Annotated in this window: 23 protein-coding genes, 1 tRNA gene and 1 pseudogene; 12 read left to right on the top strand and 13 right to left on the bottom strand. The window is 46.5% G+C overall.

Annotated features, from left to right (window positions below; genetic code table 11):
• Window positions 1-282: 282 nt before the first annotated feature.
• On the top strand, window positions 283-1,554 hold the full coding sequence (locus tag LX24_RS01980; RefSeq protein WP_166510473.1) for a double-cubane-cluster-containing anaerobic reductase: 1,272 nt from the start codon (window positions 283-285) through the stop codon (window positions 1,552-1,554).
• A gap of 20 nt (window positions 1,555-1,574) precedes the next feature.
• On the top strand, window positions 1,575-2,330 hold the full coding sequence (locus LX24_RS01975) for an acyl-CoA dehydratase activase (protein ID WP_166510472.1): 756 nt from the start codon (window positions 1,575-1,577) through the stop codon (window positions 2,328-2,330).
• Between the two features lie 82 nt (window positions 2,331-2,412).
• On the opposite strand, the gene LX24_RS01970 is transcribed toward LX24_RS01975, so the two are convergent.
• On the bottom strand, window positions 2,413-3,006 hold the full coding sequence (locus LX24_RS01970) for a YueI family protein (protein WP_243131575.1): 594 nt from the start codon (window positions 3,004-3,006) through the stop codon (window positions 2,413-2,415).
• Window positions 3,007-3,149: 143 nt separating this feature from the next.
• Here LX24_RS01970 and LX24_RS01965 point away from each other — a divergent pair, with 143 nt between their 5' ends.
• The gene (locus LX24_RS01965) at window positions 3,150-3,620 is read left to right on the top strand and encodes an HAD family hydrolase (RefSeq protein WP_166510471.1); all 471 of its coding nucleotides are present in this window, start codon (window positions 3,150-3,152) and stop codon (window positions 3,618-3,620) included.
• A 70-nt stretch (window positions 3,621-3,690) separates the two neighbouring features.
• Here LX24_RS01965 and LX24_RS01960 read toward each other — a convergent pair whose 3' ends face one another.
• From LX24_RS01960 to LX24_RS01930, 7 genes are all read right to left on the bottom strand, one after another.
• A complete protein-coding gene (locus LX24_RS01960) occupies window positions 3,691-4,632 on the bottom strand; it encodes a sulfite exporter TauE/SafE family protein (protein WP_166510470.1) in 942 nt (313 codons plus the stop codon).
• Between the two features lie 253 nt (window positions 4,633-4,885).
• Window positions 4,886-5,827, bottom strand: coding sequence for a sulfite exporter TauE/SafE family protein (locus tag LX24_RS01955; RefSeq protein ID WP_166510469.1), 942 nt, complete (start codon window positions 5,825-5,827; stop codon window positions 4,886-4,888).
• 88 nt (window positions 5,828-5,915) lie between these two features.
• On the bottom strand, window positions 5,916-6,308 hold the full coding sequence (locus LX24_RS01950; RefSeq protein ID WP_166510468.1) for a hypothetical protein: 393 nt from the start codon (window positions 6,306-6,308) through the stop codon (window positions 5,916-5,918).
• Between the two features lie 348 nt (window positions 6,309-6,656).
• A complete protein-coding gene (locus tag LX24_RS01945) occupies window positions 6,657-7,319 on the bottom strand; it encodes a Crp/Fnr family transcriptional regulator (protein WP_207706500.1) in 663 nt (220 codons plus the stop codon).
• Window positions 7,320-7,460: 141 nt separating this feature from the next.
• Entirely contained in the window at window positions 7,461-8,102 is a 642-nt protein-coding gene (locus LX24_RS01940; RefSeq protein ID WP_243131593.1) for a Crp/Fnr family transcriptional regulator, read from the bottom strand.
• A gap of 146 nt (window positions 8,103-8,248) precedes the next feature.
• Complete coding sequence (gene cyoE / locus LX24_RS01935; protein ID WP_166510465.1) at window positions 8,249-9,169, bottom strand: heme o synthase; 921 nt, start codon at window positions 9,167-9,169, stop codon at window positions 8,249-8,251.
• Window positions 9,170-9,353: 184 nt separating this feature from the next.
• Window positions 9,354-9,890, bottom strand: coding sequence for a gamma carbonic anhydrase family protein (locus tag LX24_RS01930; RefSeq protein ID WP_166510464.1), 537 nt, complete (start codon window positions 9,888-9,890; stop codon window positions 9,354-9,356).
• A gap of 179 nt (window positions 9,891-10,069) precedes the next feature.
• Between LX24_RS01930 and LX24_RS01925 the strand changes: the two genes are divergently transcribed.
• Together LX24_RS01925 and LX24_RS01920 are read left to right on the top strand one after the other, a co-directional pair.
• A complete protein-coding gene (locus tag LX24_RS01925; protein WP_166510463.1) occupies window positions 10,070-10,768 on the top strand; it encodes an AzlC family ABC transporter permease in 699 nt (232 codons plus the stop codon).
• Entirely contained in the window at window positions 10,747-11,067 is a 321-nt protein-coding gene (locus tag LX24_RS01920; protein WP_166510462.1) for an AzlD domain-containing protein, read from the top strand. The genes LX24_RS01925 and LX24_RS01920 overlap by 22 nt, the downstream gene beginning before the upstream one ends.
• A 20-nt stretch (window positions 11,068-11,087) precedes the next feature.
• On the opposite strand, the gene LX24_RS01915 is transcribed toward LX24_RS01920, so the two are convergent.
• A complete protein-coding gene (locus tag LX24_RS01915; protein ID WP_166510461.1) occupies window positions 11,088-12,035 on the bottom strand; it encodes an NAD(P)H-dependent flavin oxidoreductase in 948 nt (315 codons plus the stop codon).
• A 392-nt stretch (window positions 12,036-12,427) separates the two neighbouring features.
• Between LX24_RS01915 and LX24_RS01910 the strand changes: the two are divergent.
• Window positions 12,428-12,592, top strand: a pseudogene (locus LX24_RS01910) (hypothetical protein); the annotation flags it as partial.
• A gap of 73 nt (window positions 12,593-12,665) precedes the next feature.
• On the opposite strand, the gene LX24_RS01905 reads toward LX24_RS01910, so the two are convergent.
• The 3 genes from LX24_RS01905 to LX24_RS01895 all read right to left on the bottom strand — a co-directional run bounded on the left by LX24_RS01905 (window position 12,666) and on the right by LX24_RS01895 (window position 14,996).
• Window positions 12,666-13,388 (bottom strand): amino acid ABC transporter ATP-binding protein, encoded by a 723-nt coding sequence (locus tag LX24_RS01905; RefSeq protein WP_166510460.1) that lies wholly within the window; start codon window positions 13,386-13,388, stop codon window positions 12,666-12,668.
• On the bottom strand, window positions 13,381-14,082 hold the full coding sequence (locus LX24_RS01900) for an amino acid ABC transporter permease (protein WP_166510459.1): 702 nt from the start codon (window positions 14,080-14,082) through the stop codon (window positions 13,381-13,383). Before LX24_RS01900 ends, LX24_RS01905 begins: the two co-directional genes overlap by 8 nt.
• 89 nt (window positions 14,083-14,171) lie before the next feature.
• Window positions 14,172-14,996 carry a basic amino acid ABC transporter substrate-binding protein gene (locus LX24_RS01895; protein ID WP_166510458.1) on the bottom strand — a complete coding sequence of 275 codons (825 nt, stop codon included), beginning with the start codon at window positions 14,994-14,996 and terminating at the stop codon, window positions 14,172-14,174.
• A gap of 300 nt (window positions 14,997-15,296) precedes the next feature.
• On the opposite strand from LX24_RS01895, the gene LX24_RS01890 reads away from it, so the two are divergent.
• From LX24_RS01890 to trhA, 3 genes are all read left to right on the top strand, one after another.
• Window positions 15,297-16,163: a DMT family transporter gene (locus tag LX24_RS01890; RefSeq protein ID WP_166510457.1), complete on the top strand. Its 867-nt coding sequence runs from the start codon at window positions 15,297-15,299 to the stop codon at window positions 16,161-16,163.
• A 156-nt stretch (window positions 16,164-16,319) separates the two neighbouring features.
• Window positions 16,320-17,159, top strand: coding sequence for a metallophosphoesterase (locus tag LX24_RS01885; RefSeq protein ID WP_207706499.1), 840 nt, complete (start codon window positions 16,320-16,322; stop codon window positions 17,157-17,159).
• Window positions 17,160-17,298: 139 nt separating this feature from the next.
• On the top strand, window positions 17,299-17,949 hold the full coding sequence (trhA, locus tag LX24_RS01880; RefSeq protein ID WP_166510456.1) for a PAQR family membrane homeostasis protein TrhA: 651 nt from the start codon (window positions 17,299-17,301) through the stop codon (window positions 17,947-17,949).
• A gap of 16 nt (window positions 17,950-17,965) precedes the next feature.
• Here the strand turns inward: trhA and LX24_RS01875 are convergent, their stop codons facing one another.
• Window positions 17,966-18,742: a MerR family transcriptional regulator gene (locus LX24_RS01875; RefSeq protein ID WP_166510455.1), complete on the bottom strand. Its 777-nt coding sequence runs from the start codon at window positions 18,740-18,742 to the stop codon at window positions 17,966-17,968.
• A gap of 271 nt (window positions 18,743-19,013) precedes the next feature.
• Here LX24_RS01875 and LX24_RS01870 point away from each other — a divergent pair, with 271 nt between their 5' ends.
• The 3 genes from LX24_RS01870 to LX24_RS01860 all read left to right on the top strand — a co-directional run bounded on the left by LX24_RS01870 (window position 19,014) and on the right by LX24_RS01860 (window position 22,016).
• Entirely contained in the window at window positions 19,014-20,186 is a 1,173-nt protein-coding gene (locus tag LX24_RS01870) for an oxidoreductase (protein ID WP_166510454.1), read from the top strand.
• Between the two features lie 8 nt (window positions 20,187-20,194).
• Entirely contained in the window at window positions 20,195-21,796 is a 1,602-nt protein-coding gene (locus LX24_RS01865; protein ID WP_207706498.1) for an ATP-binding protein, read from the top strand.
• A gap of 144 nt (window positions 21,797-21,940) precedes the next feature.
• A tRNA-Met gene (locus tag LX24_RS01860) sits at window positions 21,941-22,016 on the top strand.
• Window positions 22,017-22,038: the final 22 nt, after the last annotated feature.

The following is a 22,038-nucleotide window of genomic DNA, read 5'->3' as shown; positions in this document are numbered from 1 at the left end:
AAGAGCATAAAAACCCTTTATCCCCAGCATTTAATTTATTTATGGATAGATCTTTCAGCACAAAAATTTTTTATTATTCGGTGCTTTAAAATAAAATGCACACGGTATTTACCAATAATAAAGAAAAACAGGCCGGCGCAAGAACAACAAGGCGCCCTCCGCTCCTATAAAAAGAGTAATTTATAACTTCCGACATTTATATAAAAATATTTTATTTGAGCAACAAAAATATCTTATTTATAATATTCCAAGTAGATTTGCTTGGAAAGGGAGATTAATTAAATGAACAACTATCAAGAGATGTGGCGCACGCTGGGATTGAACATGGAGGCCCACGACCAGTTGTTGCAAGTGTTGCCGCCCACCTATCACGATGTTTACCTGACGCAGGCCAACAGGCCGCAGGGTATGGAATACTTTGATTTTGTGGTTAATGAAATACACGGTTTAAGGATCCAGGAACTGCAAGAGCACAAAAAGGCAGGCGGCAAAGTTATCGGTGCCTTTTGCGTGTTTGTTCCCGAAGAAATTGTACGGGCGGCCGGTGGTATCTGTATTGGTCTTTGCTCCGGCGTGGAAATAGGCACGGCCGAAACGGAAAAAGTACTGCCGCGTAATATCTGCCCGTTGATTAAATCATTCATGGGCTTTAAGCTGGGTAAAGTTTGTCCCTATTTTGAATCCTGCGATATAGTGGTGGGTGAAACCACCTGCGACGGTAAAAAGAAAGCCTTTGAAATACTAAATGACTACATTCCGGTCCACGTGATGGAAACACCACACATGAAGAAAAACCGGGACCGTCGGCTATGGCTGGAGGAGGTGCGGGATTTCGCCCGGGTAGTGGAGAAAGCCACCGGCCACACAATAACAGCGGATAATTTGGCCAAAGCTGTCCAAGAAGTCAACAATAAACGGCGGGCTCTGCAGCGCCTGGCCGAACTGCGCAAACAAGACCCGGCACCCATCAGCGGCAAAGACAGCCTGCTCATTGAACAAATAGCCATGTATGACGATGTGGCCAGGTTTACTGCCAAGGTCAACGCTCTGTGCGACGAACTGGAGGAAAAAATAAAAGCCGGCCAAGGGGTTTTTCCCCGCAAGACTCCCCGGGTGATTGTCACCGGCACGCCCATGGCCATCCCCAACTGGAAGGTGCCCCACATCATTGAAAGCAGCGGCGCGGTAATAGTGGCGGAAGAGTTGTGCACCGGCCTGCGTTATTTTGAAAATGAAGTGGCCGAGGATGGGCAGACCAAGGATGGCTTGTTGGAAAACCTGGCCGCCAGGTACCTGGGCATCAACTGCGCGGTATTCACCCCCAACACCGGACGCATGGATAGACTGCTTCAGCTGGTTGAAGATTACCACGCCGACGGGGTTATCCACTGTGCACTATCCTTCTGCGATCCCTATGCCGTGGAGGCCAACCGGGTGGAAAAAACCCTCAAGCAGCATAACATACCACTGTTAAAAATTGAGACAGGCTATGACCAGGAGGATTCCGGCCAGCTCAAAACTCGGGTGGAGGCTTTTATCGAGATGCTTGGATAACTGAAAGGCGGTAGTTGGTATTGTACGCTGGAATAGATATCGGATCCCGAACCATAGGTTTTGTGGTGGTATCCGGCGGCCAGGTAACTTACTCCAGTATTGCGGACACCGGATTTGAACCCCTGAACACAGCCAAAAATCTGCTTACAGGTAAATATAACCGGATAGTGGCCACGGGCTACGGCAGGCATGCCGCCCGCTCCGCATTTGCTCACCGGGTGGTCACGGAAATTAAAGCCCACGCCATGGGAGCAGTGCATATTTTTCCCAGTGCGCGTACCATACTGGACATTGGCGGCCAGGACACCAAGGTTATCCTGCTGAATGAGCACGGCGCTGTGATTGATTTTCAAATGAATGACCGGTGTTCCGCCGGTACGGGAAAATTTTTGGAGGTCATGGCGGCAGCTCTGGGCTACCCGGGCATTGAGGACTTTAACGCAGCGGCACTGGCGGGTGACAATGGTATTAAAATCAGCAACATGTGTACCGTGTTTGCCGAATCCGAGGCGGTATCACTGCTGCACCGGGGAATCCCCCGGGAGGACATTGCCCGGGCACTGCACGCTTCGGTGGTGGAAAGAACAGCGGGCATGCTGCGCAGGATTGGCTTTAATCCCCCGCTGGTGTTCACCGGCGGGGTGGCCAACAACGGCTGTATTATAACTCTGCTGGAGGAGAAACTGGGTACAGAGGTGCTAATTCCTCCCGACCCCCAACTGGTGGGGGCGCTGGGCGCAGCTTTGGCAGCCCAAAATGACAGCGCTGTAGGATAAAAAACTATGGGAAAGCAGCAGGGAGCACGGGGGCGGTTCTCCCGCTTCCTGTTGGAAGCAGGAGAACCGCCCCCGTGCTTCACTAATGGTTTTTAGCACAGGCAGCGCAATGGTCGCCCCAGAAGCGGTCTGTCAAGGTGAGTACACTGTAGTTAACTGCCTCCTCCGGGCTTGCACCGGTGATTTTTTTGTAGCACTTGTCGCATACCTTTTTACCGGCGGCATTTGCCAAGGAGAACGGTATCCCCAGCCCGGCAAGCCTTGTCTTCCTGTCGGGCACTTCTATATCTTCGATATCCACAGCATCATTACTCACCACCACCAACCCGGCATTCCCCTGCAGTGCCGGGTCGTGGACTACTGTAAAAGCTTTGCCCATTTTGCCGGCCAAAAGCCGGTATTTTTCCACCGCGTGGTCATTGATATCGCCGCTGGCGACTACTTTGGTGGCCCGCCGGTCTTTTAAAGATTCCACTATTTCCGGATATACGGCGGGCTCGGCAACCTGTGCTTTGGTAAGCAAACGGATAACCCTTTCCCTGAATTCACCCAAATAATGAACTTTTTCAGCATGTCTGATTTCCGGTACCCCGTGATAACCTATCGAAAGTTCCTTATATAGTTCATCACGCTTAGTCCATTCACTAATAGCCTCTTGATGTATATCACTATCCATGCACTTTCCCCCTGTCAAGTAAAATTTTCTCCATTTTGTCCTCATAACGTGAAGTGCGAAAGTGCACACCCTTGCCCATTGTTTTCACCACGTGCCAGTGCTAATATGAACCAAGAATATTGTTTTCGTAAAGGGTGGTATTTATGATACAAATTGATATACCCGGCAGAGAACCGCTACAACTAAAACACATTGTGCTGGATTACAACGGCACCCTGGCCAAGGACGGTATACTGCTGCCCGGCGTTGCTGAAAGGCTTAATTTGTTGAGTGAAAGTATTGAAGTACACATATTAACCGCAGATACCTTCGGCAAATGTGCCGGTGAATGCCGGATTATCAATAGTACGCTGCACATTCTTAACCAAGCGGTGGGCTCGGAGGAAAAAAAGGCCTACGTGGAAAAACTAGGGGCGGAAAACGTAGCAGCTGTGGGTAATGGTGCAAACGACAGGCTTATGCTGGCCACGGCCGCCCTGGGTATAGTCATACTAGGCCCCGAGGGAGCCGCTGTAAGTACGCTGCAACATGCCAATGTGGTGGTAAAGGATATCAACGACGGCCTGGAGTTGCTTTTACACCCCAAACGCCTAACAGCCACGCTGCGGCTATAAGCCCGAAGAAAACACCCGGTCCTAAAACCATCGAAGCGGTTCTGTACCGGGTGTAGTTTTTTTCAAAGCTTTAGATGATCTTGATACCAAAGGTAGCCAGGATATAACCTGTACCAATATAAGTCAGTATTACAGCGAGAAATATTTTTAGATACTGGCCTTTGATGTATTTGGACAGCGTCGGGCCAAGGTAGGAACCAATTATCACACCAACAACTTCAAAGGAAAGCAGCATAAAATCCAGGCTGCTGCCCATGCGAATATAGTTCATAATGCTGGTGGCTGAAGTGATTAATACCGATAACACCGAAGTGCCCGCCACGATGAACATGGGAAACCCAAGCATACTGCTCAGAAAGGGCACCAATAAGAAACCACCGCCCACCCCCAGCGCTGCGGATAATATCGCCACCAATATACCGGCAATGAAGGGTTTAACCGCGTTAAACTTAAATGTTTCACCGGCAAAGGTAAATTCATTTTGTATACCCACGTGACTAAATTGAACTCCGATATTCTTTAGCTCATTTAATCTACCTGCGGCCTTAAGTTCCTTTACCTTTTCTTCAAAGGCCTGGTTTGCTTTTTTTACGGATTGCTGCTTATCTTTATTGGAAGGCAGCATCTCCAGCCATATTTTAACCGCAATTAACAAGGTAATCGCACCAAAGAAAGGTCTGTATGTGTCCATACTTGGTAAATATGTATGGGAAAGATAAGACCCCACCAAGGCACCTACAATACCGCCCAGTCCCAGGGCAATAGCCGCCGGAACCACCAAACGGCGCTCCTTTAAATACAACGGTGCTGAAATTACCGGACTGATTAAAGTTAGTACCTGATTCATGGGCTTAACCATATTGGCATTCTTTATGCCGAATATGGTTATATGACCAACCCCGGATAATATACCGCCGGCGGCACCCACCGTTGAATAAACATACCCCACAAAAACGGACCATAGCACCAACAATACAGGATTTACCGTTACACCTGCCACCGCAAACTCCATTATTATCCTCCTTTATTGTCTTTATAATTAAATAAAATATCAAATGCTTGACAATTAAGAAGTCACCGGGGCGCCATTATTTGGTCCGCATACCGACATTTTTTAACATAGGTTCAAATGAAGCACGGGGACGGTTCTCATGCTTCCAACGTCCAAGGTGCTAATTTATAGCCCAACAAAAAACCACTCGGCAAACCCGCGATTAAGGGTTACCGAGTGGTTATAATGTTATACTTTGCAAATAGCAAGTGTATTAAATGCTAATGCCAAATGCGGAAAGAACATAACGCAAGCCAATGTAAGTCAGTATCACAGCCAGGAATATTTTGAGGTATTGACCTTTGATATACTTAGAAAGTACGGGACCAAGATAGGAACCGATAATTACACCGACAACCTCGAATCCCAACATGGCAAAGTCCAGGCTACTGCCCATACGGATGTAGTTACCAATACTGGTGGCCGAGGATACCAAAATGGAAAGGGTGGATGTACCGGCCACGATAAACATGGGGAAGCCAAGAATACTGCTCAGGTAAGGAACCAGCAGGAAACCACCGCCCACGCCAAGGGCTGCCGAAATAATGGCCACGATACCACCGGCGAGGAATGGCGACAGGGCATTATACCTGAAAGTTTCACCCGCAAATGAGAACGTATTGTTAGTAATGCCCATTTCACTGAACTTGACGCCGATATCTTTAAGTTCATTCATTCTGCCAGCCGCTTTAAGTTCCTTAACCTTTTCTTCAAAGGCTTTATTAGCCTTTTTCACAGCCTTTTGCTTTTCCTGAGCCGAAGGACGCAATTCAGACCAAATTTTTAATGCTATGAACAGGGTAATGGCACCGAAAAACGGCTTATAACTATTCATATCCGGCAGGTAGGTATGCGAAAGATAAGAACCAACAAGCGCACCCACGATACCGCCTAAACCCAGGGCAATGGCGGCCGGAACCACCAAACGGCGCTCCCTGAAATACAGCGGTGACGAAATCATGGGGCTAATTAATGTTAACACCTGGTTCATTGGTTTGACCATATTAGCATTTTTCATACCGAATATACTAATATGACCGACACCAGCTAAAATACCACCGGCGGCGCCCACTGTGGAGAAGACATAACCCACAAACAGAGACCATAAAATCAGCAAAATTGGATTTACAGAAACACCCGCAACTGAAAATTCCATATACTTAACCCCCCAAAATTTTTTACTCGAGTCACCCTCGGCTGCTGCCCTTCGTCATGCTTGTTCTTTAATCATATTCATTGATATATTAAGCATTGGACAGCTGCACTTTTCTGTTTTTAAATTTTTTGCGCAAAATGTAAAATATAATAGCAACTACCGGGTATACCAAAACAATGGGAATCTCGCTGCCCAGTCCGGGTAGACTTACAGGTAAGCTAACAAAGCTAATTTTTGTAGTAATAACGGCCAGCAAAAATAGATGGGGCACAATAAAACGCAAGCCGTCAAAAAACATGTAAGTCAGGTATTTCATAAACAACTCGTTTGATTCGATTTGCAGGTTTCTGTATATTTGTTGATTATCTATTTCCAAGGCAAGCCTGGATAATTCCTGCAGCTCCTTTATTCTATCTCGTAACTGTTCTTGCTCTTCGCGCTTGGGATGGTACCATTTGTCCAACAAATCACTAAAATTCATTTACATCACCTGCTTTCCACTTAAGATCCGGATTAAGGCAACCGATTGTCAGTATTATTCCACCAATCACCCCCATTTAACCATTTTTATGGACAGTAAACGCCCACCAGGCTGAATTTACCAAAACCCGGCGCAACGATAAACAATAATTAACTTTTATAATCCTTGCAATAAGATTAGCAAATAATTATAGAGTTTTATGTCGCCGAATTGACAACGACTAGGTCTGCTTAACGACAAAAAAGATGTCATCTAGATGACATCTTTTTTGTGAGGTAACTCCTTTTTACCATTAAGTACTATTTCTAAGGCCAGGGTCTATTAAATTATATCTTTGAGAAATAACTTTTAAGAGATATACCTTTCCAAGCACTGCCTGTCTGTTATCATGATAATACCATCTTCCATCTCAAGGCACCGCTCTTCCCGCATGGCACTCAGTATGGATGTTACCGTCTGCCTGGAGGCACCGATCATGGCCGCCAAATCCTCGTGGGTAAAACGTGGCTCTATCCTGATTACACCGTTCACCTGCTGCCCACAACCCTCGGCTATTTTCAACAAAAGAAGGGCCAGACGGCTGGTAACATGGCGGGTAACCATTTCATGCACTCCCAATTCGGCATCCCGCATGCGCATCGCCAGCAATCTTGCCACTTTTAAAGCAATGGTGGTCTCGCAGGATAACAATTCGAAAAATGCCTCTTTATAAACAACAATCAACTTCACATCAGTAATGGCCCCGGCATTACAAGTACGCTCCACACCGTGCAGCGTTTCCGCAAGCCCCATAAGCTCGCCTGGCCTTCTTATTGAACCCACCGTAACATAACGACCGTCACCGTTTATGCGGAATATCTTTACCCAGCCGCTTTCAATTAAAAACACCCGGTCAGCGGGGTCACCATTGCAAAAAATGTTTTCGCCCCTGGTATATTGCCTGGCTATGCCCACTTGACGAATCATTTCCCTTTCGTAATCTGCCAGCCTGACCACGTTCCTGAAATTCATTAGACCCTCCACAGAAAGGTAATCATAATGTTTACAGTTAACATATTATACCTATTGGGTGTTTGTTTCAGTCTTGCATCGGACAATTGTTTGTCAACTAGGGAGCAAGTGCACAGAAAAAAACCGGTAATAGAACCGGTTTTATACTACCCATTTGGCCAGTTTGTCTGGATTGACAATGCGTATAGCTCTGCCTTCGTAAACAATGCTTCGTTCTTGCTTAAAAGTGTTTAACAATGAAGTAACCGTCTGGCGTGATGTGCCTACCATATTAGCTATTTCTTCATGGGTAAGTTTGAGATTTATCTTAACGCCGTTCTTGGTTTGCTCGCCCATGCGCTCACCCATTTTGATCAGCATCAGGGCAAGCCTGCCGGGAGCTTGCCAGCAAACCATTTCGTGGATAATGGACTCGGCCTCGCGCATCCGGGCACCCAAAAGTTTAGCCACTTTAATAGCCAGGAAGGGATGTTGAGACATTAATTCTTCAAACCTGGTGTTGGTCATAACCACCATGGTCACGTCATTAATAGCTCCGGCAAAGCAAGTGCGCTCAACTCCCAGTATGGTTTCAGCCAATCCCATCATTTCCCCGGGGCTGCGGATGCTGCCCACAGTAACTCTCCTGCCATCGGTGGACAACCTGTAAATTTTAACCCAACCGCTTTCCAGCAAATACACCCGGTCGGATATATCGCCGGCGGCAAATATGACATGACCCTTTGGATAATGCACCGTTGAACCGGCCTCTCTGACCAGCATTTTTTCAGCTTCGGTGAGCATGGGGTCGGTCCTCAATATAGTGTTGTTGCTATATGCTAAATCACTTATGTTATTGCCATTAAATAGACTCATGATATCACCTCATTTAAGTCCTTTGGTTAGCATATTAACTATTCTATATAATATATTCACATCCATATAAAAGTTTAAGCAAGGATTATATGATGATCAATGATCATTGCCAGGAAGATCAGGAACAAATAGGGGCTGGACAATTTATACAAAAACCAGGCTTTTTTTTGCTCCGGTGCAAAGAACAGGTAGATATTCCCGGCGGCAATAACAAAACCACAAACTATGGCCGATACCAGGTAAAAGGTGCCCATGGTACCAGCAAAGTAGATACCGATAGACAAAGCAAACATGGCGATTACAGTAAACAAAATATACAACAATGTACGCTTGGTATTGCAAACCACCGGCAGCATGGGTACCCCAACTTTACGGTAATCGTCCTTGTAGAATATGGCCAGGTTCCAAATATGATTAGGTATCCACAAAACCACCAGTAAACTGATCAAAACCGGCAGCAACTCCACCTTACCGGACACCGACGTCCAACCAAACAAAGCTGGCAAACCACCGCTGAAACCACCCAGAATAATATTCCACGCACTTTTACGCTTGAACCACAGGCTATATATACCGACATAACCCAGCATGCCCAGGAATATGCAAACAAAGGACGCAAAATTCAGACTTAGAGCAATAACCGAGGCCACCAAAAATTGCGCCAAACCCCACACCAATGCCTTTTCCGGAGGGGCTATTCTGCCTGAAGGAATAGGGCGCTGTCTAGTCCTTTCCATAATGGCATCAATATCCCGGTCCACATAACAGCTAACAGCGTTTACCCCGGAACAAGCCAGGGTAATGGCCACCAGTGACTTTAGCAGCACCGGCATGGACATGGTATATTCCGCTGCGGCCAGAAACATGCCGACCAAAGCCGTAAATACAAGCAAAAACACCGATCTCGGCTTGGTAACTTCTATATAGTTTTTGGCAGTATAAAGCCAGTTCTTCACCTGGGAACCAGTCTTTACTCCCACCGGATTACCATACATGAGATCCCTCCCGGTAGACTTTTAGAAAATTGGCGGCTCGTCTACCAACTTGGCAAACGCCCACGCTTTTATACTATGGGAACCGACAGTTACCTAATTAAGGTTTTATATAATTAACTACTCATAAAGGGACGGTATTAATTATATCACATATTTAGATATTTTGTTGAAATATTTATAACAATCACTCATCCGGGTTTACCGCTGTACCCAGGTAGAACATGGCCCGGTTGCGGTAATGCTGCGCCATTTTACTAAAATTTTCTATATCCTCTTCGGTTAACTGGCGCACCACCTTGGCCGGAGAGCCCATGGCCAGTGTGCGGGGCGGGATCTCTTTACCACCCGGCACCAGTGAACCGGCCCCGACAACACTGTATTCACCTATTTTGGCACCGGAAAGTACAACCGCGCCCATGCCAATCACGGCACCGTCACCCACCCGGCACCCGTGCAATATGGCGTTATGGCCCACCGTTACGTTATCACCGACAACCAAGGGGTATCCCCCATCCTCGTGAAGCACAGCCCCATCTTGAATATTCGTGCCGCAACCTATTTGCACGTCATCCACATCGCCCCGGATTACTACATTGTACCATACACTGGAATTATCACCTATGGTCACCCGGCCAATGATACGGGCCCCGGGGGCTACAAAAACCGTTTCGTGCAATTGCGGTATTTTATCTCCATAAGAGAAAATATTTTGTTCATTCATAAGAAAACCTCCAAAAATTAGTATCATTAAGCGGGATTCTATAGCAAAGCAGCGTTTATGAGCCTGAATATCTCTCTTTTAAAACCAACTGTGTTTATGATAAAATGCCATTATGCTCTTAATGCCAGCCAAGCATGGCCGATATCGTTCTAAAATATACTTTGCAAAGCGGTGATCTATTGACTAAAGATTCAAAGGAATTCATCCAGGGCTCGGCATCTGCTATTGTCTTTGCCTTTGAACTGTTACCACTGGGTCTGCTGTTTGGAGCCATGTCAGCCGACGTAGGACTTTCCGCTACGGCCGCCATTGGTATGTCAGGTCTGGTATTCGCAGGGGCCAGCCAGTTTTTAGCCATCACCATGCTGAGCGCGGGGGCCTCAATGACCACCATAGTGCTGAGCACCCTTTTTATCAATTTACGTCATTTCTTAATGAGTTCATATGTAGCCGGTGTCATACCGGGCCGGCGTTTGGCCAGTTATCTGCCGGTGGGACTGTTTATCACCGACGAAAGCTTTGCCCTTGCCTCTCAACGATTGGGTAGGAACGGAAAGGTATCGTATTATTATATAGTAGGCGCCAACCTATCCATTTATGTACAGTGGATGATCGCCACGCTGGCGGGGATTTGGTTGGGCAGTGCTTTGCCCGGGCTGGCCGACCTTGGCATGCAGGCCGCCCTATATGCACTATTTGCCGCGATTTTGGCCCTTTCACTGAGCAATTGGGTAGATGTACTGGCTGCGGTACTGGCGGCTATACTGGCCATATTATTTACCATTTACGGCCACCCGAATCTGGCTGTTTTGCTGGCCAGTTTGTTGGCTTCTATTACTATGCTGGGGGTGCAAAAATGGACGCACAAATCTGGCTGATTATTGGGGCAATGGCTCTGGTGACGGCTATTCCCAGGCTATTGCCCTATTTCATTATCAACAAACGTTCCTTACAGGCACCGGTTAAAAACTGGCTTAAGCTGCTACCCATTGTCATTTTTGCCAGTATGATTGCACCGCCGCTGCTGACGGAAAACAACACCTTCGCCCCGCTGGCTCACTTAACAGATCTGGCAGCCGTGGCACTGGCGGGTACGATAGCGTTTTTTACACGTAACCTGGCCTTTAGCCTGGGTGGCGCAGTGGCCGTTCTACTGGCGGCGGAATACCTGTTATAATCCGTTATTAGCTTGAGTTCTTAATCTACCGAAGCTACCTCTTCCACAATGCGTTTGAATATCTCCTTTACCGGCAGTATTTCTTTAACTTTTGCCACATTCTGGCCGCAAAAAACCAGGCCTTTATCCACCTTACCGGTACGGGAATTCTCCAGGGCATCCATGATGCAGTATTTGCCGGAACAAACTTTGAGGCAATTACGGCATCTCTCCGGCCTGGCCTGGCTGCCGTTAAGCAGTTGTTCAACGAATTCATTGCGCAGAGCCCGGCCGGGCATGCCCACGGGGCTTTCCACCAATATTACATCCTCGGGTCTAGCCTTGAGGTACATTTCTTTGAACGCTTCAGCTACAGCACATTCTTTGCTTAATACAAACCGGGTGGCCATTTGCACTCCGTCAGCACCAAGCTTGAGCATGCGGGCAACTCCGAAACCGTCTACAATACCACCCGCGGCAATGACCGGTATTTTTACCCGTTTTCTAATTTCCGGCAATATCTCGCACAAAGACCGCCGGGTGCCCAAATGCCCCCCTGCTTCGGTGCCTTCGGCCACAACCGCAGCGGCACCGTGCTTTTCGGCAATGGCGGCAAGCTTACCCGAAGATACAATGGATACCACCGGCACGCCGGCCTCCCGTCCCCAACCGAATATGTCCCGGGAGAAACCCGCTCCGGAAAAAACCACATCTATCTTTTCCTCCAACGCTGTACGCACTAGGGTCGCAAAATTGCGAGCGGCAAACATGATGTTGACTCCAATTATACCCGAGGACTGCTCCCGTGCTTGTCTAATTTCCATCCGCAGTTCCTCGGGATCCATACCGGTGGCCCCGATAACACCAATACCTCCGGCGTTGGCCACGGCAGCGGCCAGCGGGGCGGTGGATACCCGCACCGCCATCCCCCCCTGAATGATGGGGAATTTTGGTACCAACTGGCCTATTTTAATTTGTGGTAATTGCAAAGTATATGTTCTCCCTTCTATTCTATGAAATTTTACACTCAACTACGCCATTATCAATAATCTAAAAAAATATATCTTATCGTAATCCATTATAGTATAATCTGCAATACGTACTATATCAAATATTTTAATACATATTTTGCCTATTTAAACACGATCATCAAATGAAACATTAAAAGAAAGCTCTTTCCCCCCGGGGACACTGGTCCTCCTGGACCCCGGGTTACATCACCAACATCCCGGGCGGCGATTCAACAGCGTACCCGTAACCCGGTGGAGAATTTGCGTCACAATGAAAACCCGGTGCCCTACCGCACCGAGAAGTTTGATTTTACTGAAAATATGTACGATAAACTTGATACGGGGAACAACCCTCCGGCAGTGACTTCCCGGCTCGTTTTTACGATGAACCGGCCTGCCCGGGCCCGGCCATGGGCAATAAACTGGACCGGGCCAAGGTAAGCAAAACTCCGGCTGAATATTACCGTGCCCGGGACCGCAGCCCCCAAACCGGTCACCCCACTCCCGCCAAACCGGCCGCGCTGGACCTTGATTAATAGTTGCCAGGGACATTTATTTTGATGGGTGCCATATAGAAGACTTCGCCAGGTCTTCCCGGAGCATAAAGCTCTATAATATTTTACTGAGGAAAGCCCTGGTGCGCTCGTTTTTAGGATTGCCAAAAACCTCCGCGGGTGTGCCCTCTTCCACCAGGCGCCCCTCATCCATAAATATCACCCTGTCACCAACTTCACGGGCAAAGCCCATTTCGTGGGTCACCACCACCATGGTCATGCCCTCCCGGGCCAGGTCCTTCATTACCCCCAGCACCTCACCCACCATTTCCGGGTCCAGAGCGGAAGTTGGTTCATCAAACAGCATAATTTTGGGGTGCATAGCCAGCGCCCTGGCTATGGCCACGCGCTGCTGCTGGCCACCGGAAAGCTGGTCAGGGTAGACGTCGGCCTTGTCGGATAAACCCACCTTTTTTAACAGATCCCGGGCCACCTTTTCCGCTTCATCCCGGGACATCTTCTTCACTTTGATGGGCGCCATGGCTATATTATCCAGGGCAGTTTTATGCGGGAACAGGTTAAACCGCTGGAAGACCATACCCACATTCTGGCGTACCTGGTTAATATCCGTATGTCTATCGGTCAGGTTGACCCCATCAATAAAGATTTCGCCCGAGGTTGGCTGTTCCAGCAAATTTAAACAACGCAAAAAAGTGCTTTTACCCGACCCGCTGGGACCGATTACGCAAACCACTTCCTGGAGGGTGATATGGCAGCTTATACCTTTTAGAACTTCCAGTTTACCAAAACTCTTAAAAAGATTATTAACTTTAATCACCGGTTTTCAGCCTCCTCTCCAGGTAATCAACATAACGGGACAAGCTGAAGGTCATAACTAAATAGAATAATGCAATGGTGATATAAATGGCGAATGCTTCATACGTTCTGGCCACCACCAGCATACCGCTCTTGGTTAGTTCTATAATACCAATTACCGAAAGCAGGGAGGTGTCTTTAAGCATAGCAATGATTTCATTGAATAAAGGTGGAATTACCCTTTTGAAAGCCTGGGGCAGTATAACAAACCGCATAGCCTGCCCGTGGGTCATACCTAGAGAACGCGCGGCTTCCATCTGGCCCTTTTCAATGGACTGCACCCCGGCCCGAAAGATTTCCGCCACATAAGCACCGCTGTTTAAACTACAAGCCATTATCGCCGCCAGTAACCGGGGCATGGCGTAATTCTCTATCAATTGGGGCATGCCGTAATTTTCCATTAAAAAGCCCTGGGCATCATTTAACAATGCCGGTACACCATAGTAAACAAGCAGGATTTGCACCAGCAAAGGAGTACCGCGGAAAAAGTCCACATAGGCTGTGGCTAGAACACGTAAAAGCCTGTTTTTGGAAAGGCGGGAAAGACCCGCAATGAGACCGATAACACAACCAATGGCCACCGAAAACAAAGTAATGAATACTGTTACGCCGGCCCCTTTTACCAAAAAAGGTAAACTTTGTATAGCAACTTCCAAAAAATTTCACCCCTTAACCGAAAACAGTAAATATGCGTAATGCTGGAACATTACGCATATTTACCTGCGATATAAATTTAAAGCTATAATTAACTCTGGGGTTCGCCGGGCAAGTATTCCGGTGGCTCAACTCCGAACCACTTTTTATACAGTTCGGCGTACTTACCATTCTCTTTCAAAATTCGTAGACCTTCATTAACGGCTTCCAGCACCTCCGGCTTTTGTTTGGGCACAGCAATGCCGTAATGTTCGCTGGTTTGCATATCACCAACAATCTTAATTCCGTCATTACCCTGGTTAATGTAGTAAGCAACCACGGGGAAGTCACATATTATAGCATCTATGGCACCGTTGTTCAGATCCATAAACCCGCCATCCATTGTATCATAGGAGATTATGTTGGCATTGGGCACTTTGTTGGCTTCGATTTCACCGGTAGTACCGGTTTGCACTCCAATTTTCTTGCCTTCCAAATCGTCAAAACCCTTGATGGTTTCGTTTTTGGCCTGGACGGCCACACTCTGGCCGGACAGGTAATAGGGCATGGAAAAGTCCACTTTTTTCAAACGATCTTCGGTTATGGTCATGGCTGAAATGGCACCGTCAATGCTGGCGGTTTCCAGTGCCGGAACCAGACCCTTAAAATCATAACTTATAATTTCAATATTGGTACCAACAGCTTCGTTAATGGCAGCGATTAATTCCACATCAAAGCCGGTCAGTTTACCGTCAGCACCGGAGAATTCAAAGGGTGCATAGGATGTGTCCGAACCAAAGACCAGCTTGTCCCCTGCAGTTGCCGGTGTTTGTCCATTGTTAGCATCATTGGCTTGTTCACCGCCGCAGCCGGCCAACGCAAACACCATGGCCAGTACAGTAAATAATACTAAACCTGCTCTGAATATTTTTTTCAAAACCTTTCCCTCCTAAATGTTGACTAAATATTCAAAAACAAGATAACTTCCTTTTACACCTCCCCTAGTAAACTTAACAATTGGTTAATTTTCGTCTTAAAACACAAAAATCCTGCCGAAAAATTAATATTTTCGTAGAAAGCTGTTCCACGTTTGCCCGGGCACCCGCTTGACAAGGTTTTTAGCCCGTGGGAGAATTATGTGATACTGCGTGGGTATATGTATCTGCCCAATTAACCATCATAGTTTTATGCTTTATTGACAGCTGATTGATTAAAGACAGCGAGGAATATCAATTATATGGAAGCAAGTAGAAAAAGACAGGTCAAAGCCGATTTGGCATTATTATTTGTAGCTTTTTTTTGGGGTATAACTTTTGTGGTAGTTCAGGATGCCCTGGCGGACATTACCCCCTACTATTTCCTGGCCCTGCGTTTCCTGATGGCAGTGATGTTTCTGGCGGCTATTTACCGGGGTAACCTGTCCCGTATAAACCTGTCCGCACTGCGCAGCGGCATATTCATCGGACTTTTTTTATTCGGCGGTTACGCATTTCAGACCGTAGGCCTTAAATACACGGGTCCGGCCACCGCCGGCTTTATAACGGGCCTGGCAGTGGTGATGGTACCGCTGTTCTCCGCCTTGCTTTACCGGCACATGCCCAGACCCTTTGTTATAGCAGGTGTAACCTGTGCAACCCTGGGTTTGGGGTTGCTAACTTTACAGGGCGGCACGTTAAATCTGGGTCCGGGAGACCTGCTGATATTATGCTGTGCCATATGCTTCGGGCTACACATAATCATGGTGGGGCGCTATGCCGGACAACATGACCCGGTATTGCTGGCCATTGTCCAAATAGCTACGGTTTCAGCCATTAGTTTTGTCTTTGCCCTGGCCTTGGAACACGTCCCAACACAGATTACCACCCGGCTTTGGATAGCGTTTTTAATTACCGCCATCCCGGCCACAGCGCTGGCTTTTTTAATCCAAAACACTGTACAGCGCTATACTTCAGCCACCCATACGGCCATTATTTTCACCATGGAACCGGTATTCTCGGCCATCACTGCTCACCTGTTGGGTAGAGAAATACTTACCACCGTTCAGGTGGCAGGGTGCCTGTTTATACTGGCCGGTATGCTGGTAGCCGAGCTAAAGGGCGAATAAGTTTAAGAATGGCAAAAATAACCGGCATAATATAATTAAGACAACCCCAAAACGTCAAAAAAATCTCGTTTTTTTAGGAACCTTTCTTATCCCTTGCCATATTTTAGGTAAAAGGCTGTTTGCAGAACTCTGTATCTGAGGTGAGGGGGTAAAATTTTGTTTTTTGAGACGATGTTCACATGGATGTTTAAAATCGCTTTAATTATCCTTATTTGCAGTGGTTTGCTGGTTGCAAACATATACTTCGAGGTAAACTTCCCCAAAGTAAACCGGGTAAATCTTGATTCCGGAAAAATACCACCGGGGTCCAAACTAAGTATCCTGCAGATAACGGATTTTCACAACTGGCACCCCACTGACCGGCACCAAAAGCTGCTCCGGGATATCAGGCAACTAAAGCCCGATTTAATTGTTATAACAGGTGATTTAGTGGACAGAAAAACCGTTAATTTTGATAACGTGTTTTACCTGGCCCGGGAGCTGGTAAAAATAAACCCGCATACATATTTTGTATGCGGCAACCACGAATGGGCCAACAGAAAGTCGCAAGTTTTTTTAAGCGGTTTAAAGAACTGCGGGGTGATAGTTTTAAACAATGGACATGAGGTCTGGTCCAATACCCAACTGGCCATAAACATCTGTGGGGTGGATGACCCCAGCACAGGAAGGGCAAACCTGGACAAGGCGACTAAAGGTATCAACACAGAATTCCTCACGGTGCTGCTGGCCCATGCACCGGCAATCGTCAAAAAACCATCGATTACCCAAGCCGATCTGGTATTATGCGGCCATACCCACGGCGGCCAAATACGTTTACCCTTTGCAGGCGCTGTCATTGCACCGGGTCAGGGTCTCTTTCCCGCGTATGACAAGGGAATTTATCAAATCGGCCCCCATACCACCCTGTATATTGACAGCGGACTGGGCACCGGCGTGATGCCGGTCAGGTTTTTAAACCGCAGCCAGGTAAGCTTTATTACAATAACAGGTAAATAAATCTCAACACAATTATTTTTACTGCTATAATATTAATGAGCGGGTTTTTAAGTAAGCAAATTTTTTATTGGTATAATAATACTGCAATAAACAAGGCAAAATACCCTTGACTATCATATTTACGGGGTGAAATTTATCGATGGGTAAATTAAAGGATCCTTTCAGCGGGCTATCCCATTTGGCCGGGGCTGTTCTATCCATCGTCGCTCTGGTCGCACTGGTTTATAATGCGGTATTACATGGCACGGTATCACATATTGTCGCCTTTTCCATATTCGGTGCCAGCCTGGTGCTGCTTTACACAGCCAGCGCCCTTTACCACCTGCTGCCTTTGTCTCAAAAGGGCGCGCTTATTTTACGGCGCATAGATCACATGATGATCTTTGTTTTAATTGCGGGTACTTATACACCGGTTTGTTTAATTCCCTTGCGGGGGGCCTGGGGCTATTCCTTTTTAGTGGGCGTATGGCTCTTAGCCATTGCGGGTATTTTAGTTAAGATTTTCTGGATGGAGGCCCCCCGCTGGTTCTCCACACTATTATATGTTATGATGGGTTGGCTCATCGTCATTCCCTTCTGGCCATTAATTCAAACAGTTTCACTGGGCGGAATCGTATGGCTGGTGCTGGGCGGCCTGTTTTACACCACCGGGGCCATATTATACGGCACTAAATGGCCGCCCAACATCATCCCCGGCTGGGTTGGCTTTCATGAAATTTTTCACGTGTTTACCATGGCCGGAAGTTTCAGCCACTTCTGGTTGATGTCCAGGTACATCCTGTACATATAGGCCAAGACTCGTTTATCTATTTCTCCTTACATTTATTCATTCCCGTGTAAATAAAAACAGCGTCCCTGAGAAATGCCGCAGCACCAGGCTGTTGTTTGTCGTAATAAGCCTTGAATCTTTCATCGTCCACGTACATCTGCACCACGCCTGCGTGGGCTTCTTTTGTATAACTATCCCAATAAAAACTCAGCCACCGGCGATGTAAATCCGCGGCTTTCTGGGCCAGTTCACTCGCCGGATCGCCGGTGGCATATGCTTCCTTGAGGGTCTCCAGCACCCTGGTACCCAGTTTTTCCAATTCGGCGTACTGCTCCCTGGTCATGCTGCGGAATTTCTGGTAGGATCTATCCACTTGCTCGTGACCATATTTGGATCTAATCTCTTGACCATACTTTTTTTCATTGTCCTCAATCATTTTTTGTTTAAAACCTTCAAATTTCTCCTTGTCCGTCATGATAATTCTCCCTTCTGCCTGAGCGATGGTTTTGTCCACATTGGCAATTAAAACTTCCAACTGCTCCTTTTTCTTGATTAGCTTTTCACGATGTTCCCGCAGAGCCTTTACCTTATTGAAATCAGGTGCGGTTACTATATCTTTGATATTCTCCAAGCTAACGCCCAACTCTCGGTAAAAAAGAATTTGCTGCAATCTGTCGACCTCTGCCTGTCCATAAATGCGGTAACCCGATGAGTTAATTCTGGCCGGTTTTAAAATCCCTATTTCATCGTAATACCTCAACGTTCGAGTTGTAACCCCCGCCAATTTAGCCATTTTTTGCACTGTGTACTCCATGACCGTATCCCCCCTGCCATGATAAAAATACACCTTTACGCAGCGTCAAGGTCAATACATTTCTACCATACTATCCCTTGAATTTGCATAAAAAAATACATGCACCATGAAGCATTTATCGCATTGTCGATATATATCGTAATTTAGGTTGAGAAATATGTAAAAATTAGCGCTAATTATAGTATAATACGGCTAAAAATCATACTCTTGTTGTAACTTATATTTATGACTCATCTTGTATGATTTTTATCTATACAAAGGAGGTCTGGTTGTGGGAAAAAAAAGCGATATACCAAGCAACAATAACAAATACCCGCTGGCCGCAAGTCCAATTGATATTGGCCCGGTGAAGCTTAAAAACCGTATTGTTTTTCCAACATGGCAAGTAAACTATGCCAACACCGACGGGACGGTATCCGAAAAATTATTAGAATTTTACACCGCGATGGCCGACGGTGGCTGCGGTCTGATTTTTACGGGTTGTGCGGTGGTTTCGCCCGATACAGTGGCATTTAACCGTGTCATGAGAATAGACGATGACCGTTATTTGCCCGGATTACGTAAACTTTTTCAAGAAATAGAAAGCCGGGGCAGTGTACCCGGAATACAATTAATCCACTATGGACGCCAGGCTTTAACCTCTGTGACAGGATGTGAACTTATAGCGCCAAGTCCCATTCCATGCCCGGTAATGTCCAAATTTGACCCGCATTATAAGCTGCGTGAAATGACCGTGGATGATATCCACCGGGTTTATAATGATTTCATTGCCGCGGCAGCCCGTGCCGCAGAAGCAGGAGCCAGGGTAATTGAGGTTCATGCTGCCCATGGTTATTTACTAAATGAATTTTTATCGCCCTATTCAAATCACAGAACTGATGATTACGGCGGCAATGCAATAAATCGTGCCCGTCTCATTTTACAAATAATCAGAGGGATAAAAGACAAGCTCGGCAACCGCGTAGCCATAAGCTTACGCGTTAGCGGCAACGAATTCGTTGAAGGTGGACTGAGGCCCATTGATTTTAAAGATTTAATTCGCCAATTTGAACAAAACGGCATCGATATGTTAAACGTATCCGCCGGTGTTTACCAGTCCATGGAGCGCATTGTGCCTCCCGCCAAATTGGGTGTTGCCCCCCATATTGATATAACTGCGGAATTAAAACAGTACTCAAGGGTCCCGGTATGTGCAGTGGGGTCCATTGACTCCCTTGAATTGGCGGAAGAAGTACTATATGCCGGAAAAGCGGAACTGGTAGCCATGGGGCGGGCACAAGTGGCAGACCCTGCCATTGTAAACAAATCATTACTTGGCAAAGAATCCGAAATAAGAAAATGTATCAAATGTTCTAAATGCACATTCTGGACGACAGGTGACCCGCAAATGTATTGTTCTGTCAACCCTGCATATCAAAGACCCCAAAAGGTATTGAACGAATAAAGGATTGAATGATGGACAATCTGTTTACTTATATAGCCAATATAGACATTCTTCTTCCGCCCAGTATATATATTGAAAAGATACTGCAGGTCCTCTGTGATAAATTAGGTTATTCCTTCAGTTCTGTAATTGAAGTGGACGAGCAAGGAATGGGCTGGATGATTGCCTCTTATAACCTGCCGGCAAATTATCCCCATGATGTAAACCAGAAAGCCCCGGTTCTTTCCAGCCCCTCGGGGGAAGCTATCTCTACAGGGCACATTGTCGTAGTCAATAACCCTTCACAGGAACCACGCCTGGCGGCCTGGTATGACATGATCAACCAGTACAACATAAAAACCATTATATGGGTGCCGCTAATCAGCAATGGCACTGCCTTTGGAACATATGTGCTGTATGATACCCGGTTGAGAAACACGCCACAAGAGGAACTGAACGTGCTGAAACAAATAAGTGTTATGATTTCCATCGCTATATATAGCAACAACTACCTTGACCAGCTCAATCAAAAAACAAGCGAATTGGAAAAGGAGATTACCAGGCGTAAACAGATAGAAATAACCCTGCGTGAAAAGGAAAGCTTTCTTGCCGGGGTAATCGAAAGCATACAGGATGGTTTATGTGTTATCGATAGTGATTTCAATATTATACGGGCCAACACAACAGTGGAACGCTGGAATTTCCAGCAGCGGCCACTGGCAGGAAAAAAATGCTATCAAGCCTTTAAAGGGCGAACTGAAATTTGTGATAGGTGCCCTGCTTATGACACCTTAACCACTGGCACATCCAGTTATGTCCTGGTAACCATGAAAGATCCCGGCGGCGATATAGTCGGCTGGAAGGAAATATACAGTTTTCCCCTTGTCTTAAAAAAACTCGATAAAATTGAAGGGGTTATTTTATATGTAAGGGATGTAACTGAAAAATTAAAAACAGAGCAAGAGATGGCCCGTCTTGAAAAATTCAATTTAATAGGTGCTATGGCCGCCGGTATCGGCCATGAGATAAGAAACCCCATGACCACCGTACGCGGGTTTTTACAATTATTAAGGGAAAAAAAGGAATGCGCCCAGTATGGCGGTTATTACAACCTGATGATTGAAGAACTGGACAGGGCCAACAACATCATATCCACATTTTTGTCTTTGGCCAAGGATAAACCAAAGAATTTACAAATACAAAGTCTTAATGCCATAATTGAGTCTATCTACCCGCTATTACTGGCTGACGCAACGGTTTCCGACTTAAACATCACCCTGGAATTAAATAATATTCCTGATTTGTATTTAGATCCGGAAGAGATACGACAGTTAATTCTAAACCTGGTACGCAACGGATTGGATGCAATGTCTCCCGGGGGAACTTTGACCATCAAGACATATGCCGATAGAGGTGAAGTAATCCTGGCAGTACGGGATGAAGGCAGCGGAATTAGCCCTGAGATTTTAGGAAAGCTGGGCACACCTTTTTTTACCACAAAGGATAACGGGACCGGTTTGGGACTGGCGATATGCTACAGCATTGCCGACAGGCACAACGCTGAACTACAAATAGAAACAGGTCCCGGTGGCTCCACTTTCTCTGCCCGGTTTAAATTAAACAGTGAATGAAAACCCGGCTTTCGATTAGTTCTTTTTATGCTACCATGGTGTTGTTATATTAAGTCAAGGGGATGTTTATAACGGAAGCGACAGAACCGCACCCCTGCTTCCCCTTGCATTCCTTTTATATTTGTGTTATACTAATTAAGTTATCGCGGGATGGAGCAGCCGGTAGCTCGTCGGGCTCATAACCCGAAGGTCGAAGGTTCAAATCCTTCTCCCGCAACCAGATCAGCAAAACCCCTCTTTAG

Source organism: Desulfallas thermosapovorans DSM 6562, from assembly GCF_008124625.1.
Lineage (GTDB): Bacteria > Bacillota > Desulfotomaculia > Desulfotomaculales > Desulfallaceae > Sporotomaculum > Sporotomaculum thermosapovorans.
This window is presented reverse-complemented; position numbering and strand designations above follow the sequence as displayed.

What these genes read in the sequence shown, in the direction of transcription:
- LX24_RS01960 (WP_166510470.1), bottom strand. Translation starts at nt 4,632, where the DNA reads ATGGAGTTTGCGGTGGCAGGTGTAACGGTAAATCCTGTATTGTTGGTG.
- LX24_RS01955 (WP_166510469.1), bottom strand. Translation starts at nt 5,827, where the DNA reads ATGGAATTTTCAGTTGCGGGTGTTTCTGTAAATCCAATTTTGCTGATT.
- LX24_RS01940 (WP_243131593.1), bottom strand. Translation starts at nt 8,102, where the DNA reads ATGCTCACCGAAGCTGAAAAAATGCTGGTCAGAGAGGCCGGTTCAACG.
- cyoE (WP_166510465.1), bottom strand. Translation starts at nt 9,169, where the DNA reads ATGTATGGTAATCCGGTGGGAGTAAAGACTGGTTCCCAGGTGAAGAAC.
- LX24_RS01980 (WP_166510473.1), top strand. Translation starts at nt 283, where the DNA reads ATGAACAACTATCAAGAGATGTGGCGCACGCTGGGATTGAACATGGAG.
- LX24_RS01965 (WP_166510471.1), top strand. Translation starts at nt 3,150, where the DNA reads ATGATACAAATTGATATACCCGGCAGAGAACCGCTACAACTAAAACAC.
- trhA (WP_166510456.1), top strand. Translation starts at nt 17,299, where the DNA reads ATGGGTAAATTAAAGGATCCTTTCAGCGGGCTATCCCATTTGGCCGGG.
- LX24_RS01970 (WP_243131575.1), bottom strand. Translation starts at nt 3,006, where the DNA reads ATGGATAGTGATATACATCAAGAGGCTATTAGTGAATGGACTAAGCGT.
- LX24_RS01945 (WP_207706500.1), bottom strand. Translation starts at nt 7,319, where the DNA reads ATGAATTTCAGGAACGTGGTCAGGCTGGCAGATTACGAAAGGGAAATG.
- LX24_RS01890 (WP_166510457.1), top strand. Translation starts at nt 15,297, where the DNA reads ATGGAAGCAAGTAGAAAAAGACAGGTCAAAGCCGATTTGGCATTATTA.
- LX24_RS01875 (WP_166510455.1), bottom strand. Translation starts at nt 18,742, where the DNA reads ATGGAGTACACAGTGCAAAAAATGGCTAAATTGGCGGGGGTTACAACT.
- LX24_RS01950 (WP_166510468.1), bottom strand. Translation starts at nt 6,308, where the DNA reads ATGAATTTTAGTGATTTGTTGGACAAATGGTACCATCCCAAGCGCGAA.
- LX24_RS01920 (WP_166510462.1), top strand. Translation starts at nt 10,747, where the DNA reads ATGGACGCACAAATCTGGCTGATTATTGGGGCAATGGCTCTGGTGACG.
- LX24_RS01865 (WP_207706498.1), top strand. Translation starts at nt 20,195, where the DNA reads ATGATGGACAATCTGTTTACTTATATAGCCAATATAGACATTCTTCTT.
- LX24_RS01930 (WP_166510464.1), bottom strand. Translation starts at nt 9,890, where the DNA reads ATGAATGAACAAAATATTTTCTCTTATGGAGATAAAATACCGCAATTG.